General features: G+C 67.2%; 13 protein-coding genes. 12 read left to right on the top strand and 1 reads right to left on the bottom strand.

The features are described from left to right. Positions 1-2: 2 nt before the first annotated feature. The 9 genes from VF168_14325 (at position 3) to VF168_14285 (ending at position 13437) form a co-directional block, all read left to right on the top strand. Positions 3-797, top strand: coding sequence for a phytanoyl-CoA dioxygenase family protein (locus VF168_14325; protein HEX7005357.1), 795 nt, complete (start codon positions 3-5; stop codon positions 795-797). 55 nt (positions 798-852) lie between these two features. Further along, positions 853-1779, top strand: coding sequence for a class II fructose-bisphosphate aldolase (locus tag VF168_14320; GenBank protein HEX7005356.1), 927 nt, complete (start codon positions 853-855; stop codon positions 1777-1779). Continuing rightward, entirely contained in the window at positions 1776-3125 is a 1350-nt protein-coding gene (locus VF168_14315; protein ID HEX7005355.1) for a protein O-GlcNAcase, read from the top strand. Before VF168_14320 ends, VF168_14315 begins: the two co-directional genes overlap by 4 nt. 117 nt (positions 3126-3242) lie before the next feature. Continuing rightward, positions 3243-4235 (top strand): ROK family protein, encoded by a 993-nt coding sequence (locus VF168_14310; protein ID HEX7005354.1) that lies wholly within the window; start codon positions 3243-3245, stop codon positions 4233-4235. 3 nt (positions 4236-4238) lie between these two features. Next, positions 4239-6185: an MBL fold metallo-hydrolase gene (locus VF168_14305; GenBank protein HEX7005353.1), complete on the top strand. Its 1947-nt coding sequence runs from the start codon at positions 4239-4241 to the stop codon at positions 6183-6185. After that, on the top strand, positions 6182-6991 hold the full coding sequence (locus tag VF168_14300) for a sugar phosphate isomerase/epimerase (protein HEX7005352.1): 810 nt from the start codon (positions 6182-6184) through the stop codon (positions 6989-6991). The genes VF168_14305 and VF168_14300 overlap by 4 nt, the downstream gene beginning before the upstream one ends. After that, on the top strand, positions 6988-9528 hold the full coding sequence (locus VF168_14295) for a glycoside hydrolase family 38 C-terminal domain-containing protein (protein HEX7005351.1): 2541 nt from the start codon (positions 6988-6990) through the stop codon (positions 9526-9528). The genes VF168_14300 and VF168_14295 overlap by 4 nt, the downstream gene beginning before the upstream one ends. Further along, positions 9525-10163, top strand: coding sequence for an SIS domain-containing protein (locus tag VF168_14290; GenBank protein ID HEX7005350.1), 639 nt, complete (start codon positions 9525-9527; stop codon positions 10161-10163). The genes VF168_14295 and VF168_14290 overlap by 4 nt, the downstream gene beginning before the upstream one ends. Before the next feature lie 85 nt (positions 10164-10248). Beyond that, entirely contained in the window at positions 10249-13437 is a 3189-nt protein-coding gene (locus VF168_14285) for an alpha-mannosidase (GenBank protein ID HEX7005349.1), read from the top strand. Between the two features lie 105 nt (positions 13438-13542). On the opposite strand, the gene VF168_14280 is transcribed toward VF168_14285, so the two are convergent. After that, complete coding sequence (locus VF168_14280) at positions 13543-14172, bottom strand: hypothetical protein (GenBank protein ID HEX7005348.1); 630 nt, start codon at positions 14170-14172, stop codon at positions 13543-13545. Positions 14173-14339: 167 nt separating this feature from the next. On the opposite strand from VF168_14280, the gene VF168_14275 reads away from it, so the two are divergent. From VF168_14275 to VF168_14265, 3 genes are read left to right on the top strand one after another with little or no spacing between them, the layout of a single operon-like run. Continuing rightward, positions 14340-14984, top strand: a complete 645-nt coding sequence (locus VF168_14275; protein HEX7005347.1) for a ThuA domain-containing protein — start codon at positions 14340-14342, stop codon at positions 14982-14984. After that, positions 14981-16120, top strand: coding sequence for a Gfo/Idh/MocA family oxidoreductase (locus VF168_14270; GenBank protein ID HEX7005346.1), 1140 nt, complete (start codon positions 14981-14983; stop codon positions 16118-16120). The genes VF168_14275 and VF168_14270 overlap by 4 nt, the downstream gene beginning before the upstream one ends. Then, a complete protein-coding gene (locus VF168_14265) occupies positions 16120-16248 on the top strand; it encodes a hypothetical protein (protein HEX7005345.1) in 129 nt (42 codons plus the stop codon). Before VF168_14270 ends, VF168_14265 begins: the two co-directional genes overlap by 1 nt. Positions 16249-16303: the final 55 nt, after the last annotated feature.

Genomic DNA, 16303 nt, shown 5'->3' with positions numbered 1-16303 from the left:
CGATGGCAGGCCATGAACGACTGAGCCGCGAACAGCGGGAGTTCTACCGGGAGAACGGCTACCTGCTGGTCCAGGGCCTGTTCTCGCGTGACGAGGCCGAGGAGCTTCGGCGCGAATCGCACGAGTTGATCGAAAGGTTGAGCGCCACCAGGGATGTAGACGCGACCTGGGGCAGCGCCAGGCAGGCCGGCGCGATGTCCGGCGCTATGACCGCGACCGTCCTGCAGCATTGTCACGACGTCCAGTTCCACTCGGCCGCCTTCAGCCGCCTCATCGTCGACGACCGGCTCACCGGCGCCGCTTCCGAGCTGATGGGATCGCCGAACGTCCAGCTCCACCACACCAAGATGTTCGTCAAGCCGCCTGCCAAGGGGTCGCCCTTCCCGATGCACCAGGACCATCCCTTCTTCCCCCACGAGCGCCACACCATGATGGCCGCGATACTCCACTTCGACGACGCGCCGCTCGAGAAGGGCTGCGTACGAGTGGTCCCGGGCAGTCATAAGCTCGGGCCGATCGATCACGTCGAGGAGGGCGGCTGGCACCTGCCCTTCGACCGCTACCCGCTGGAGAGCGCGGTCGCCTGCCCGGCCCGCGCCGGGGACGTCCTCTTCTTCAGCTACCTGACGATCCACGGTTCCGGCGTCAACACCAGCGGCGAGGCGCGAACAACGCTGCTCGTGCAGATGCGCGACCCCAGCGACCCGCCCAGCAATGAAGAGCACCGATCCCGGGGACAGGGGATGATGCTCCGCGGTATCGACCCGCTGCTCCTACCGCAGCCGGCGCACGGCTGAGCCAGGCTTCCGGAAGCCACCAGACCCCCTGAGGAAGTTCAGACCGAGGAGACCGGTGCCGACGATAGACAGGCCGAAAAACCTGCGGACCTTCAGTGAACTCGCCCCCCACGCCGAAGCGAACGGCTACGCGATCGGCGCTTTCTCACCCCGCTATCCGCTGATGATCCCGCCCGTGCTGCGGGCCGCCGAACGGGCGCGCTCGCCCCTGCTGGTGCAGATATCGCAGAAGGACATGAGTCGCTGCGGCGTGGAGGTTGAGCGGTTCGCCGAAGCCTTCCGCGACTACCTGAACGAGCTGGCCATCACCGTGCCCGTGGGCCTCCATCTCGACCACACTCATGACGAAGCGCTCATCGAACGGGCGCTCGAGGCAGGGTTCACCTCGGTGATGATCGACGCCTCCGACTATCCGCTCGAGGAGAATATCCGGGTGACGAGACGCGTGGCCGACCGAGCCCACGCCCGCGGCGCCTCGGTCGAAGGCGAGCTGGGGACCATAGGTGCCACCTCGTTCTCCGAGGCCGAGGAGCGTGAGCTCGTCGCCTACACCGACCCCGACCAGGTGGAGGAGTTCGTCGCCGGCAGCGACGTCGATGCGCTTGCGGTGTCGGTGGGCACCGTTCACGGCGTAGGCCGAGCCGTCACCATCGATATCGACCGCCTTGCGGCGATTCGGGAGCGAACCAGCGCGCACCTGGTACTGCACGGCGGGTCGGGCGTGGACGCGGCGATGATGCGCCGGGCCATCCGCCTTCCCGGCGGCGGAGTCAGCAAGGTGAACCTGGCGACAGACCTCGAGGTCGCCATGCTCGCCGCCCTGAACAGCGCCAGGCGGGTGGTCGACGATGAGATCAGGGCGCTGCCCGATCGCGACCTGAGACTGGCCCAGGACGCAGTCGAAGCGGTCGTGATCGAGAAGATCGAAGCGGTCCTGGGCAGCGCCGGGCGGGCCAACGGACACCCGTGGGAGGGCCGATGAGCCCGTTCGAACTCCGCGGCGTCATCGAGGGCTTCTACGGCGTCTTCTACACCCAACCCCAGCGACTCTCGCTGCTGGAGTTCATGGGCCGACACGGCTTCAACCTCTATATCTACGCGCCGAAGAACGACCGCCAGCACCGGCGGCACTGGCGAGAACCGTACCCGCCGCGGCAGCTGGAGCAGTTCCGGGAGGCGGCCGCGGTGGCCAACTCACAGGGCATCGACTTCTGCTACGCCCTGAGCCCCGGGATCGACATCTGCTACTCGAGTGAGGAGGAGTTCGCGGCGGTACTCGGCAAGCTCGAGACGATCAACGCCTTGGGCGTTAGCCACTTCTCGCTACTCCTCGACGACATCCGTCCCACCTTCGCCAACGAGCGGGACGCCGAGGCCTACCCGAGTGTCGCAGCCGCGCAGGCCCACCTGTGCAACCGCGCTCTCGAACGGCTTCGTGAGATCGACCCGAACTGTCGGCTGAGCATGTGCCCCACCGACTACCATGGCGGTCCGCCCTTCTCGCCAGCCGTCGCCGAACTGGGAGAGCTGCTGGATCCGGCGATCGACGTCTTCTACACCGGTCTGGACGTCTGCTCCCGAGAGGTGGGGCGGAGCGAGGTGGACGAGTTCGCGCGGGTAGTGCGGCGGCGCCCGCTCATCTGGGACAACTACCCGGTCAACGACCTGGCCATGCAGGGCGAACTGCATGTCGGACCGATCAGGGGCCGGTCGGCCGACCTCCACCGCGCCGCCCGTGGGGTGGTGGTCAACCCGATGAACCAGATGGAGGCTTCCAAGGTGCCGCTGGCCACCTACGCCGAATACCTAGCGGATCCCGCCCGCTATCGGCCCGAGGAGGCCTGGGCGCGGGCGTTGCGGGAGGTGGCGGAACGGCACGCCCGGGAGCTGGAGCTGATCGCCAGGAACTCCTTGCGCTCCTGCCTCGGCACCGAGGAGGCGGAGAGGCTCGCCCAACTCACGGCCTCGGCGCTTGTCGCACTGGAAGCGGGTCTGGCCGACGACCCGGTGGTAGGCGAACTCCACGCCTACCTCACCGAACTCGACGAGGCCTGCTACGCTCTGCGCTACCGGCTCGAGAACCTGGAGTTGCGCAACGAACTGCTGCCCTGGCTGGAGCAGCTCGAGCAGTGGACCTGGCTCGGGCGCTGGAGCATCGAGGCCCTGAGCGAGAACGCCGTGGGCTCGACGACCGACGCGGGGCGACTGCGCAGGATCGAGGAGTGGCAGGGGATGATCGAGCGACACCCCAAGCGGATAGGTGGCGAGTTCCTCCGGCCGCTGGCCCAGTTGGCGCTGGAGCGGTGCCTGGAGGCGGAGGCCGCATGAAGCCGGAGACGGTAAGAAGCCGGTGACCGTATGAAGCCGGTGAGACCGGACCGCCAGCTGGAGCCCGGGGTCCGCCACCCGGGCCACTTCTACCCGAGCAGGGGGTAGTCTGCGCGCGTGAGTCACGCTTCTCCTCTCGTACTCGCTCTCGATTTCGGGGGCACCAAGATCAGCGCCGCGGCGGTGGTCGCCGGCGAGCGGGACTGGCTCGACCTGCGGAGGGCGCTCTCGCCCGAAGGCGCCGACGCCGACTCCGACTACCGGATCGCCACGGAACTGGCCGAAGAGGTGCTGGCAGGGTCGGCGCCGGCGGCAGTGGGGGTGAGTTTCGGCGGACCGGTCGAGGCCGGCAGTGGAACGGTCAAGCTCTCCCACCACGTCCCAGGTTGGGAGGGGGTAGCACTGGCCCGGGAGTTGGAGGCGCGGTTCGGTGCAGGTGTGCGAGTGGAGAACGACGGCATCGCCGGTGCGCTGGGCGAGTACCGCTACGGGGCAGGGCAGGGCGTGAACAGCCTCCTCTACCTGACAGTGAGCACCGGAGTGGGCGGCGGGATAGTCGCGGGCGGCGAGATCTGGCGCGGTGCCGACGGGATGGCTGGACACGTGGGACACCTGCGGCTCGAGCCCGACGGCCCGGAGTGCGTCTGCGGCTCACGCGGTTGCCTCGAGAGCATAGCGGCGGGCCCGGCGATCGCCAGGGAGGCCCGGTGGCGGATCGAGCGAGAACCGGAGCGGGCGAGGGCGCTGCTGGAGTTGGCTGGCGGCGCGGCGAACCTTACCGCACGGCACGTCGCCGAAGCCGCCCGGGGCGGCGACGCCATGGCCCTGGAGCTCATGGAGCGGGCGGGCAGCGCCCTCGGCATCGCCATCGGCAGCGCCGCCAACCTGCTCAACCCTGACGCCATCCTCGTGGGCGGCGGGGTCAGCAAGGCAGGCGAGCCCCTCTGGGGACCGCTCCTGCGCAGGGCGCGTGAAACGGCGATGCCCGAGGTGAGTCTCGACGTGAGGCCGGCCGGCCTGGGCGACGACGCTCCCCTCTGGGGGGCGGCTGCGCTGGCCTATCGGTTGCTGGACCCGTCGACTCCGGCAGGTCGTGCGGTGAAGGGCTAGGCGATGAGCGAGACGCGCATCGAGTCGATGCGGAGCGCGGCCCCGGCCGCCGCCGGGGAAGGTCGTGCCTGGGCAGGAGACGAGAGGCTCGAGCGCATCTCCCAGAACCTCTACCTCTTCCACGACACCTGCCAGGTCTACCTGCTCGCCGACGGGGAGCGAGGCGTGCTGATCGACTTCGGCGCCGGCGACATCCTCGACCTGCTGCCGCAACTCGGCGTCCGGGTAGGCGACGTGCTCATGACCCACCATCACCGCGACCAGGGCCAGGGTCTGGCTCGAGCCTCCGCAGCCGGCATCCGCATCTGGGTACCCCAGGCCGAACAGGAGCTCTTCCGCGGGATCGACCAGCACTGGCAGGCGCGGGAGCTCGACAACTCGTACAACAACCGTCAGGACCGCTTCTCGCTGCTCGAGCGGGTACCGGTCGACGGCGTCCTCGAGGATTACCGCAGTTACCGCTTCGGCGAGTTGGAAGTCACCGTCATTCCCACCCCCGGGCACACCACCGGTTCACTCACCCTGGTCGCCAATGTCGACAGCGCGACGGTCGCCTTCACCGGCGACCTCATCGCCGGCCCCGGCAAGATCTGGTCGCTCGCCGCCACCCAGTGGTCGTACAACGGCGCCGAGGGTGTGGCGGCGACGGTGGCCTCCCTCCTGGATCTGAAGGAGCGAGAGTGCGACCGCCTGCTCCCGTCGCACGGTGAGGTGATGAACGAGCCGGAGGCAGCGATCGACCTGCTCTGCGAGCGGCTGCTGGCGCTGCTGGAACAGCGCAGCCAGAACTCTCGCCTCCTGGAGTTCCGGAACGAGCCGTACGAACTGCTCTCCCCCCACCTGCTGCGCAACCGGACCTCCACCGCTTACAACTACGTTCTTCTCTCCGACAGCGGCAATGCGCTCCTTATCGACTTCGGCTACGACTTCATGGTGGGCAGCGCAGCCGGGGCCGACCGCGCCTCGCGCCGCCCTTGGCTCTATACCTTGCCTGGTCTCAAGCGGCGCTTCGGAGTCGAGCGGGTAGAGGTGGTGGTGCCCACCCACTATCACGACGATCATGTGGCCGGAATCAACCTGCTCCGCGAGGTGGAGGGGACCGAGGTCTGGGCGGCGGACACCTTCGCCGAGGTCCTCGAGAACCCGTCAGCGTTCGACCTGCCCTGCCTCTGGTACGACCCCATCCCCGTCGACAGGCGTTTGCCGCTGGAAGCGCCGATCACCTGGCGCGAGCACCAGCTCACCCTCCACCATCAGCCCGGCCACACGCGTTACGCCTGCGCGATCTCGTTCGAGGTCGACGGACGCAAGGTGCTGGCTGTCGGCGACCAGTTCGAGGGAGGCGCCGAGGCGCGCTGGAACTACGTCTACAACAACGGTTTCCACCCCGACGACTACCGCGGCACCGCCGCTCTGCTGGAGCGACTCCAACCCGATCTTCTGCTCGCCGGTCACTACTTGCCGCACCAGGTGAACGGAGACTTCCTCGCGGCCGTGCGCTCGCGCGCCGAACTGCTGTCGACGCTCCACAACGATCTCCTCCCCGTCGACGAGTTCGATTTCGGCGGCGGAGACCGTGCGGTGAGCCTGCGCCCCTACCGAGCCGCGGTTCCTGCCGGGAGGCGGCTGGCGCTGCGGGCGACGGTGCGCAACCCGCTCAACAGAGAGGAGAGAGCCAGTCTGAAGCTGGTGGTCCCCAGCGGCTGGCTGGTCGAACCGGCGGAACTCGGCAAGGTGCTGGCTCCGGGGGAGAGCGCCACGCTGGAGTTCGAGGTGGTTCCGCTGGGTGCGAGCGTAAGGCGGGCCAGGGTGGCCGCCGACCTCACCGTGGGTCGGATGCGACTGGGGCAACAGGCAGAAGCGCTCATCACCGTCGAGCGGAGCAGCGAGCGGACGCAGCAGAGGCCCTTCGAGAGGGGTGGCGGCAGGGCCGAGGAGGCCGACACGTGAACCTGGTGTCTTTCATGGGAGCGAACTACGTCGCGAGGCAGCTCGACTACCGGATGACGCGCGGCTGGGGGCAGGGGGAGAAGGCGGCGAGCGAGCATCTCCGCCCCCTGGGGACGTTCGCGGAACGGTTCGGGGAGATCCTCGCCGACGTCAAGCGGCTGGGATTCCAGGCGATCGACCTGTGGACGGCGCATCTGTCCCCCGCCTGGGCAACCGAGGCGCACATCGACACCGCCCGCGACCTCCTCGCCGAACACCGGCTGGCCGTCACGAGCCTCGCGGGCTGGTTCGGGAGCACTGCCCAGGAGTTCGACGCGACCTGCAAGCTGGCAGCGGCCCTGGGGGTGCCGGTTCTCGGCGGCTCGACCTCGATGCTGGACAAAGACCGCGAGTTCGTCGTGGGCCGGCTCGAGATGTACGACCTCAGGTTGGGCGTCGAGAACCACCCGGAGAAGACCCCGGAAGAGCTGCTCGACAAGGTCGGCGACGGGGGGAGAGGTCGGATCGGCGTCACCGTCGACACCGGCTGGTTCGCTACCCAGGGGTACGACGCAGCCAGGGCGATCGCCGAGCTGGCCAACGAGCTCTTCCACGTACACCTTAAGGACGTCCGCGAGGAGGGCCGCCACGACACCTGCCGATACGGAGAGGGAGTGGTACCAGTCGAGGAGTGCGTCCGGGCCCTGCAACGGGCGGGTTACGGCCGAGCGATGAGCGTGGAACACGAACCGGAGAGTTTCGACCCGAGCGAGGATTGCCGGTTCGGCAGAGAGCTGTTGGAGAGCTGGTTGGGAGTGGCGGCATGATCATCGGAGACGAACAGTCGATGAGTGACGAAGCAGCGGCGAGCGCCATCAAGGAGAAGAAGCTGCACATGATCGGCAACGCCCACATCGACCCGGTATGGCTGTGGCAGTGGCAGGAGGGGTACCACGAGGTGCTGGCCTCGTTCAGGAGCGCGCTCGATCGACTCGAGGAGTACGACGACTTCGTCTTCGTGTCGAGCTCGGCCGCCTTCTACGAGTGGGTCGAGAAGAGCGATCCGGAGATGTTCGAGGAGATCCGCCGGCGGGTGGCCCAGGGGCGTTGGGAGATCGTGGGCGGCTGGTGGATCCAGCCGGACTGCAACATCCCCGGCGGTGAGTCGTTCGTTCGTCAGGCCCTCTACGCCCAGCGCTACTTCATGGAGAAGTTCGGTGTGATCGCCCGGGTGGGCTACAACGTCGACTCGTTCGGGCACCACGGGATGCTGCCGCAACTGCTCAAGAAGAGCGGCCTCGACTACTACGTGTTCATGCGCCCCAGCCCACACGAGAAGGGCTTGCCAGGTCGGCTCTTCTGGTGGGAGTCCGACGACGGCTCGCGCGTTCTCACCTACCGGATCCCGTTCGAGTACGGAACTTCGGGGAAGGACCTCGAGAAGCACGTGCTGCGCTGCAGCGCCGAGCTCCGTGAGCAGGTGGGTGAGCTGATGTGCTTCTACGGGGTGGGCAATCACGGCGGCGGACCCACGAGGGAGAACATCGAGAGCATCATCCGGCTGTCGGAACGCGACGACCTGCCGATCCTCGAGTTCAGTTCGCCCAACCGCTACTTCGAGCGGATGGAGCGGAAGGAGTTGCGGTTGCCGGTGGTCCACGAAGATCTCCAGCATCATGCGAGCGGCTGCTACGCGGCTCACTCGGGGGTGAAGCGCTGGAACCGCAGGGCCGAGAACCTCCTGCTGACGGCAGAGAAGCTCGCGGCCCTGGCCCGCCAGGTTACCGGCCACGAGACGCACGAGGACCTCGCGCACGCCTGGAAAGGGGTCCTCTTCAACCAGTTCCACGACATCCTCGCCGGCACCAGCATCGAGGAGGCGTACGTAGACGCCCGCGACCTCTACGGCGAAGCTATGGCGATAGGCTCCCGGGCCCTCAACGAGGCTATGCAGTCGCTCGCCTGGAACATCGACATCCCCTATCAGGAGGGTGTGCGGCCGCTGGTCGTGTTCAACCAGCACGCCTGGCGGGTCGCCGGCCCGGTGGAGCTCGAGATCTCCCGCTTGCGGGAGGGCGAGGTGCTGGTCGACGAGGATGGCGAGCGGGTGCCCATGCAGACGGCCCAGTCCGCGGCCACCGCTCAGGGCCGGCAGAAGCTGGTGTTCGCCCCCGAACTGCCGTCGTTCGGCTACCGCACCTTCCGCTTGGTGCAGGGTCACGAGGCGCCAACATTCCCGCAGGCTCTGCTGGCGGCCACCGACACCACCCTCGAGAACGAGCGCTTCCGACTCGAGTTCGACGGTGAGACGGGCTGGCTGATCAGCCTCTACGACAAGATGGCTTCCACCGAGGTGCTCTCGGGGCCGGCCTGCAGGCCGGTCGTGATCGACGACCCCAGCGACACCTGGGGACACAACGTCTTCAGCTTCACCGACGTTATCGGTGAGTTCCGGTCGCGATCCGTCCGCCTGATCGAGAACGGGCCCGTGCGCGGGGTGGTCAGGATAGACAGCCGCTACGGCGACTCGAGGCTGGTCCAGGATTTCGCCCTCTACCCCGGACGCTCGGCTATCGACGTGAACGCCACCGTCGACTGGCGCGAACCGCAGAAGATGCTGAAGATAAGGTTCCCTACCAACCTCCAGTTCATGCGCGCCACCTTCGAGATCCCCTACGGCCACATCGAACGGTTCGCCAACGAGGAGGAGAAGCCCGGCCAGAGTTGGGTCGACCTCTCGGGGACAGCGCGCGACAGCGGCGACCTCTACGGGCTGAGCATCCTGAACGACAGCAAGTACTCCTTCGACGTCAACATAAGGGACATCGGCCTCACCGTCCTCCGCAACCCGGTATATGCCCACCACATACCGGCCGAAGTCCGGTCGGACGAGACCTATGCGTATACCGACCAGGGGGTGCAGCACTTCCGTTACACCCTCCTGCCCCACAAGGGCGGCTGGGCGCAGGCTGGCACGGTGAGGCGGGCGGCCGAGCTCAACGCCATGCCGCTTCCGCTGATGGCCACCTTCCACCCGGGCCCCTTGCCGCAACGCGCGTCCTATCTGTCGGTAGACCGCAGGAACGTCGACGTGAGGGTGCTCAAGGTTGCCGAGGAGGGGGAGGGGATGATAATTCGTGCCGTCGAGACGAGCGGCGACCGTACGACCGCAACGATCGGTCTGCCCGCCTGGCAGCGCACCATAACGGCCGACTTCGGGCCCAGCGAGATCAAGACCTTCCTGGTGCCACTCGATCCCGGGGCCGAGGTAACGGAGACCGACCTGATCGAGCGGCCGCTGCAATCGGTCGAACCTCTCGCGGCTCGCGGTGCGACGGAGAGGAACGAGGAGGAGAAGGCTTGAGCGGAGCAGTGCTTCCCGAACTCATCGCCCGCTACCCCGAACTCGACGAGTGCGTTCCCGACATCGACGCCGCATTCCAGGTCCTGGTCGACTGTTTCGAGAAGGGCGGCAAGCTGCTCCTCTGCGGCAACGGCGGTTCGGCTGCCGATTGCGAGCACCTGGTGGGCGAACTCATGAAAGGGTTCCTCTCGAAGCGGCCGCTGCCTGCCGCCGACCGAACGAAGCTGCTCGAGGCTTTCCCGGACGAAGGCGAGTACCTGGCAGCACACCTCCAGGGCGCCTTGCCGGCGATCTCGCTCGTGAGCCAGAGCGGCCTCATAACCGCCTTCGCCAACGACGTAGCGGCCGACATGGTCTACGCCCAGCAGGTCTACGGTTACGGCCGCCCAGGTGACGTCCTGATCGGGATCAGCACCTCCGGGCGATCGAAGAACGTCCTCAACGCCCTGCGCGTTGCCCGCTACCTGGGCATGGCGACGATCGGGTTCAGCGGCCGCAGCGGCGGCGACCTGCCCGAACTGTCCGACGTCGTCGTGCGGGTGCCGGAAGACGAGACCCTGAAGATCCAGGAGCGCCATCTGCCCATCTATCACGCACTTTGCGAGATGCTCGAGCTGGCCCTCTTCCCCGAATGAAACCTTGGCGTGCCCTGCGCGACCGGGACCGCCAACCGCCCCCACCGGCCGGGACGATCACCGGCACCCCCACCTGGAGTCCCCCATGCAGGTCCTTACCAGCGAGAAGATAGAGAAGCAGCTAGGCGAGATCCGCGAGAGCATCAGACGGGAGGCCTTGTCCATCCCGGCGTTCCGCTTCCACGAAGGTGACTGCCCCGGCGCTCAACACAGCGACTTCGCCGACGGCCACTGGCCCATCTTCGAAGTCGGCGGCACCTGGGGCGGATACGACGAAACCGTCTGGTTCCGGGCGGTCGTGCCCATCCCCGAGCGGCTACTGCTCGAGAAGCTGGCGCTCCGCTTCCTGGTTGGCCCGCGCGACGGGGGTGACTCGACCGCCGAGACCCTCCTCTACGTCAACGGCTTCCCGCTCCAGGCGATCGATATCTGGCACGAGGAGGCTTGGCTGCCGCCCGAGGTCGTTGCCGACGGCGAGATCGTCGTCGCTCTCAAAGCCTGGAGTGGGGTGCTGGGCGTGCCCGACCGGCGCCGCTTCAAGGTCGCGGAACTGGTCCGGATCGACCCGAGCGCCGAGGAGTTCTACTACCTCGCTAACACCGTCCACAAGACGCTCGAGCAGCTCGACTCGCGCGACTGGCGCTACGTCCGCATGATCGACGGCCTCGACCGCTCATTCGCCTTGATCGACTGGAGCCGGCCGCGCTCCGAGGAGTTCTACTGCTCGGTGGGCGAGGCGCTCGACTTCCTGCGCCGGCAGGCGACGGCGTGGCAGGCGCTCGAGCAGGAGAAGCCGACCGTCGTTGGCGTGGGCCACGCCCACATCGACATGGCCTGGCTGTGGCGGCTCAGGCACAGCCGCGAGAAGGCCGCCCGCACCTTCTCGACCGCGCTCCACCTGCTGCGCCAGTACCCCGAGTACCGCTTCATGCACTCCTCACCGCAGCTCTACAAGTACCTCGAACACGACTACCCCGAGATCTTCGCCCAGGTGCGCGAGAAGATCGAGATCGGCGAGTGGGAGATCACCGGCGGCATGTGGATCGAGCCGGACGTCAACCTGCCCAGCGGCGAGTCGCTGGTGCGGCAACTGCTCCACGGCAGGCGCTACATCCGCGAGAAGTTCGGCCGCGAGAGCCGGGTGGTGTGGCTGCCCGACGTCTTCGGTTACTCCTCGGCTCTGCCGCAGATCATGAAGAAGAGCGGTATCGACTACTTCATGACGACCAAGATCTCGTGGAGCCAGTTCAACCGCTTCTCCTACGACACCTTCAGATGGCGGGGGATAGACGGCAGCGAGATCCTCGCCCATTTCATCACCACTCCGGAGGAGAACTCCAAGGCCTTCACCTACAACGGGCAGCTCGAGCCGAAGGATGTGAAGGGACTCTGGGACAACTACCAGCAGAAGGGCATCAACAGCGAACTGCTGCAGGCGTTCGGCTGGGGCGACGGCGGCGGCGGGCCAACGAAGGAGATGCTCGAGCAGGCCCGGGCGATGTGCAATCTGCCGGGACTGCCGAAGGTGAACCTGGGCCACGTGGAGCCGTTCTTCGAGCGGCTGGAGAAACGCCTCGAGGGCCAGGAGTTGCCCGTCTGGGACGGTGAACTCTACCTCGAATACCATCGCGGCACGTACACCAGCCAGGCCAGGACCAAGCGCAACAACCGGAAGGCCGAGCTTCTCTACCACCGGGCCGAGTGGCTCTCGTCGATCGCCGACATCCTCATCGGGGAGCAGGAGTACCCCGACCTGACCGAGGGTTGGGAGCGCTTGCTGCTCAACCAGTTCCACGACATCCTGCCCGGCTCCTCCATCCGCGAGGTGTACGAGGACAGCGACCGCGACTTCGAGGTCATCAACGAGATCGGGGAGCGCGCGAGTGCCCAGGCGGCCGGCCGCCTGTCGGCCCGACTGGAGTTGGGGCCGGAGGAGCTGCTGGTCCTCAACCCGTTGGGCTTCGAGCGAGGCGGTCTGCTGGAGATCCCGTGGCGACCCTCCCTCGAGGGCAAGACGGTGGCGGCGGAGGACGGCGAGCCGCTGCCCAGGCAGCTCTCTGCGGACGGCGAGCGTCTCCTGATCGACCTGCCGGCACTACCGCCCCTCGGCTACCGCAGCTACCGGCTGGTCGACGAGGGCCAGGGCCCTGCCGCTCCGATCTCGATGGGCGATCGGGTGATCGACACTCCCTGCTACCGGCTCGAACTGGACGAGCGGGGGCAGCTGGTCTCGGTCTTCGACAAGCGAGCCGGTCGTCAGGTGCTTGCAGAGGGTTCCCGCGGCAACGTCCTGCAGGCGTTCGAAGACAAACCGCTCAAGTTCGACGCCTGGGACATCGACCTCTACTACCAGGAGAAGATGCGCGAGGTAGACGGCCTGGTCGAGGCCCGGGTCGAGGAGGCCGGACCGCTCCGTGGCGTGCTCAGGCTGGCCTGGCGCTTCCTCGACTCGACCATCACCCAGCGACTGGTCGTCTACGCCAACAACCCACGCATCGACTTCGTGACCGAGGTCGACTGGCACGAGTCGCAGATCCTGCTCAAGGCCGCCTTCCCGGTGGACATCCGGGCGAACCGCGCCACCTTCGACATCCAGTTCGGCAACATCGAACGACCCACCCACTGGAACACCTCCTGGGACTGGGCCCGCTTCGAGGTCGTAGGTCACAAGTGGGCGGACCTCTCCGAGGGCAACTACGGGGTAGCGCTCCTCAACGACTGCAAGTACGGCCACGACGTCAAGGACAACGTCATGCGGCTGACCTTGATCAAATCGCCGGTGAGGCCCGACCCGCTCGCCGACAAGGGCCTGCACCGGTTCACCTACTCGCTGCTGCCCCACCGGGGAACCTGGCGCGAGGGCGGAGTGATCCCGCAGGGCTACGACCTCAACGTTCCGCTCCTAGCCGTGCAACCTGCCGCGTCCGCCCCGACAGTGGGCGACGGAAGAGACCCCGAACCGGCTGCTGGCCGTGTGGCCCCTGCTGGACCGATCCCGCGCGAGTTCTCCTTCGCTCGCAGCGACAGCGACAACGCCCTGATCGAGACCGTGAAGAGGGCCGAGGACGGCGACGGCTGGATCGTTCGGGTCTACGAGGCGAAGCAGTTCCGGAGCGGAGAGGTCAGGTTGAGCTTCGGGAGGCCGCTGGCGCGCGCGGTCGAGTGCAACCTGGTCGAGGAGGGAAGCGCCCCGGTCGCTCACGACCGCCATTCCATCAGCTTCCCGCTTGCGCCGTTCGAGATCAAGACGTTCCGGGTGTGGTTCCAGCACTGACTCGGATGGCGCAGGAGCAACTGGCGTTCGAGCGCTGCCCTGCTAGCTGTACGTCTCGACAGGACGGCGGACAGCTCCGCGTGCCTCATCGCGCCGATCCCGCCTTCAGCCGCCGTCTTCCTCGGGGGCGGTCCGTTTACCGAACCGCTCCAGCCGTTCCAGTACGGCGTGTGAGCAGGTGACGGCGATGAGCATGGGGATACCGAAGAGGAGGAGGAAGGGCAGCCGGACGCAGAGTGCCAGCAGTATCGCGATGACCACGCCCAGTATCAGGGTGTAGAGCGGGCTGGCCAGCGTCGTTAGAAGCGAGTTCCGCAGCGCCTGCCGCAGGCTCGGGCGATCCTGTTCCATGAGGTAGGGGAGAGCGTAGAGCTGCAGCAGCAGCCAGGCGACGGCAGCCGCGAGCGTAGCTCCCTGCAACACGGAGCCGAGGCCGCTGCCCAGCCCGCCGTAGAACTGAAGATTTACCAGCACGCCTGCTGCCACCAGCAGTTGCAGCAGGAACCAGAGCCAGCTCTTCAGGAAGTAGCGGCGCAGCATCGAGGGCAACTCCCGGGGGTAGAGGGTGCGTTCGTGCGCGAAGTCGTTCGCGACCCGGTAAGCGGCGAAGGTCGCCGGGGGGCCCAGGACCACGGTGAGCCAGCAGAGCATCCAGGCGAGGTTTAGCACCGCCATGTTCACCCAGTCTCGCCACCAGTCGCCAAGACCACGCAGGAACACGGGTATGGCGGCCATCAGCAGCAAGCCGCCATCAGCGGCCGATCGTCGGGGGCGGTACCGGGGAGCACGACCAGACCATCTTCGCGGCCACCCAACAGGGGAGTCAACCGGCCGGCCAAGGTAGGATGGCCGAATCTGATACCGGAAGCAGCCCCGATCAGACGGCTGCCTTGGAGGACGTCATGAAGCGCGCACTCATCGTCTATGGTGGCTGGCCGGGGCATCAGCCGGTCGAGTTCCAGGTATGGGCCAGCGAGCGGCTCTCTGCCGAAGGCGTCGAGGTAGAAGCCGTGGACTCGCTCGAGCCGCTCGAGGACCAGCGCCGCCTCGAGGGGTTCGACCTGATCGTCCCGATCTGGACGATGGGAGAGCTGAGCGACGAGCAGGAGAAGGGACTGAAGGAGGCGGTCCGCAACGGCGTCGGCCTGGCAGGCTGGCACGGAGGGATGGGCGACGCCTTCCGCTCCCGCCCCACCTTCCAGTTCATGGTGGGCGGTCAGTTCGTAGCCCATCCGGGAGGGGACGACGTCACCTACGTAGTGAAGTTCACCGGCGATGACGAACTTACGCGCGGCTTGAGCGACTTCTCGATCACCTCGGAACAGTACTACCTTCACGTCGATCCATCGAACGAGGTGCTCGCGACGACCGTGTTCAGTGGCGAAACCCACCCCTGGGTGGCGGGCGTGGAGATGCCGGTCGCCTGGAAGCGGCGCTGGGGCGAGGGCCGCGTCTTCTACAGCTCCTTGGGTCATCAGCGTCGCGATTTCGACATCCCCGAGGTCGCCGAACTCACGCTCAGGGGGATGTTGTGGGCGGCGCGGTGACCGGGACCGAGCCAGTCGTGGCGCAGCCCGCGACGAGGGCGCCGCTGCGGGTCGGCATCATCGGCTGCGGCAACATCAGCGCCACCTACCTGAAGGTGGCACGGCAGTTCGAGCGGCTGAGGGTCGTCGCCGTTTCCGACCTGGACCCAGAGCGCGCCCGGGCCCGGGCGGAAGAGTTCGGGGTGCGCGCCCAGCCGGTAGAGTCGCTCCTGCTCGATGACGAGATCGAGGCCGTCATCAACCTGACCGTGCCGAACGTGCACGCTCAGGTGAGCAAGCTGATCCTGGAGGCGGGGAAGCACGTCTACAGCGAGAAGCCGCTCGCCACCCGTCGCGAGGATGGAAGCGAGTTGCTGGAGTTGGCCCACTCCCGGGACCTGAGGATCGGCTGCGCTCCCGACACCTTCCTGGGCGCCGGCCTCCAGACCGTGCGGAAGCTCATCGATGAGGGTGCCATCGGGAGGCCGGTGGCCGCCACGGCGTTCATGATGAGCAGCGGGGTCGAGATGTGGCACCCCGACCCGGGCTTCTTCTACCGGCCCGGCGCCGGCCCACTCTTCGACATGGGCCCCTACTACCTCACCGCGCTCATCTCCTTCCTCGGCCCGATCGCCGCCGTGAGCGGGCAGGCCGCCACCTCTTTCCCGGAGAGATTGATAACCAGCAAGCCGCTGGCCGGGCAGACCCTCCGGGTCGAAACGCCTACCCACATAACCGGGCTCTGCGATTTCCACTCGGGCGCCGTCGCCACGCTCATGACCTCGTTCGACGTGCAGGCGAGCCGGCTTCCCAGGATGGAGATCTATGGGAGTGAGGGGACTATCGATGTGCCCGACCCCAATACCTTCGGGGGACCGGTTCGCCTGCGGCGCAAGGGGGAGAAGGAGTGGGCCGAGGTTCCTCTGACCCACGGTTACACCAGCAACAGCCGCGGGCTGGGGCTGGCCGACATGGCACACGCGCTCGCCTCGGGCCGGGACCACCGGGCCAACGGAGAGCTCGCGTACCACGTCCTCGACGTCATGCAGTCGATACTCGAGGCGTCGGACGAGGGCCGTCGCACCGAGGTGAGTAGCAGCTGCGGGAGACCCGCTCCTCTGCCTTTGGGCCTTGAGGAGGGGAGGTTGGACGACTGATGATGATGCGCCCGGGACTGCCCGAAGAGGCCGACCTCGTCCTCCAGGAGCTGCTGAAGCGGACGGTGGAGCTGGCGGCCGAGCTGCGGCCATACGGTGCGGCCGGCGGCAGAAGCCACCGGCGGTAGTTCGGCCCTGCCGTCCGGGCATCATCGGTCCAAGGGTGGGAGTGCAATCATCGGT

Source organism: Trueperaceae bacterium (genome assembly GCA_036381595.1).
Classification (GTDB): Bacteria; Deinococcota; Deinococci; order Deinococcales; family Trueperaceae; genus DASVCN01.
The sequence above is the reverse complement of the archived record's forward strand: the minus strand, read 5'-3'. Positions and strand labels throughout refer to the sequence as shown.

Bases quoted from the DNA above. Each gene is read 5' to 3' on its own strand.
- VF168_14325 (HEX7005357.1), top strand. From the start codon at position 3: ATGGCAGGCCATGAACGACTGAGCCGCGAACAGCGGGAGTTCTACCGG.
- VF168_14315 (HEX7005355.1), top strand. From the start codon at position 1,776: ATGAGCCCGTTCGAACTCCGCGGCGTCATCGAGGGCTTCTACGGCGTC.
- VF168_14305 (HEX7005353.1), top strand. From the start codon at position 4,239: ATGAGCGAGACGCGCATCGAGTCGATGCGGAGCGCGGCCCCGGCCGCC.
- VF168_14295 (HEX7005351.1), top strand. From the start codon at position 6,988: ATGATCATCGGAGACGAACAGTCGATGAGTGACGAAGCAGCGGCGAGC.
- VF168_14285 (HEX7005349.1), top strand. From the start codon at position 10,249: ATGCAGGTCCTTACCAGCGAGAAGATAGAGAAGCAGCTAGGCGAGATC.
- VF168_14280 (HEX7005348.1), bottom strand. From the start codon at position 14,172: ATGGCCGCCATACCCGTGTTCCTGCGTGGTCTTGGCGACTGGTGGCGA.
- VF168_14275 (HEX7005347.1), top strand. From the start codon at position 14,340: ATGAAGCGCGCACTCATCGTCTATGGTGGCTGGCCGGGGCATCAGCCG.
- VF168_14265 (HEX7005345.1), top strand. From the start codon at position 16,120: ATGATGATGCGCCCGGGACTGCCCGAAGAGGCCGACCTCGTCCTCCAG.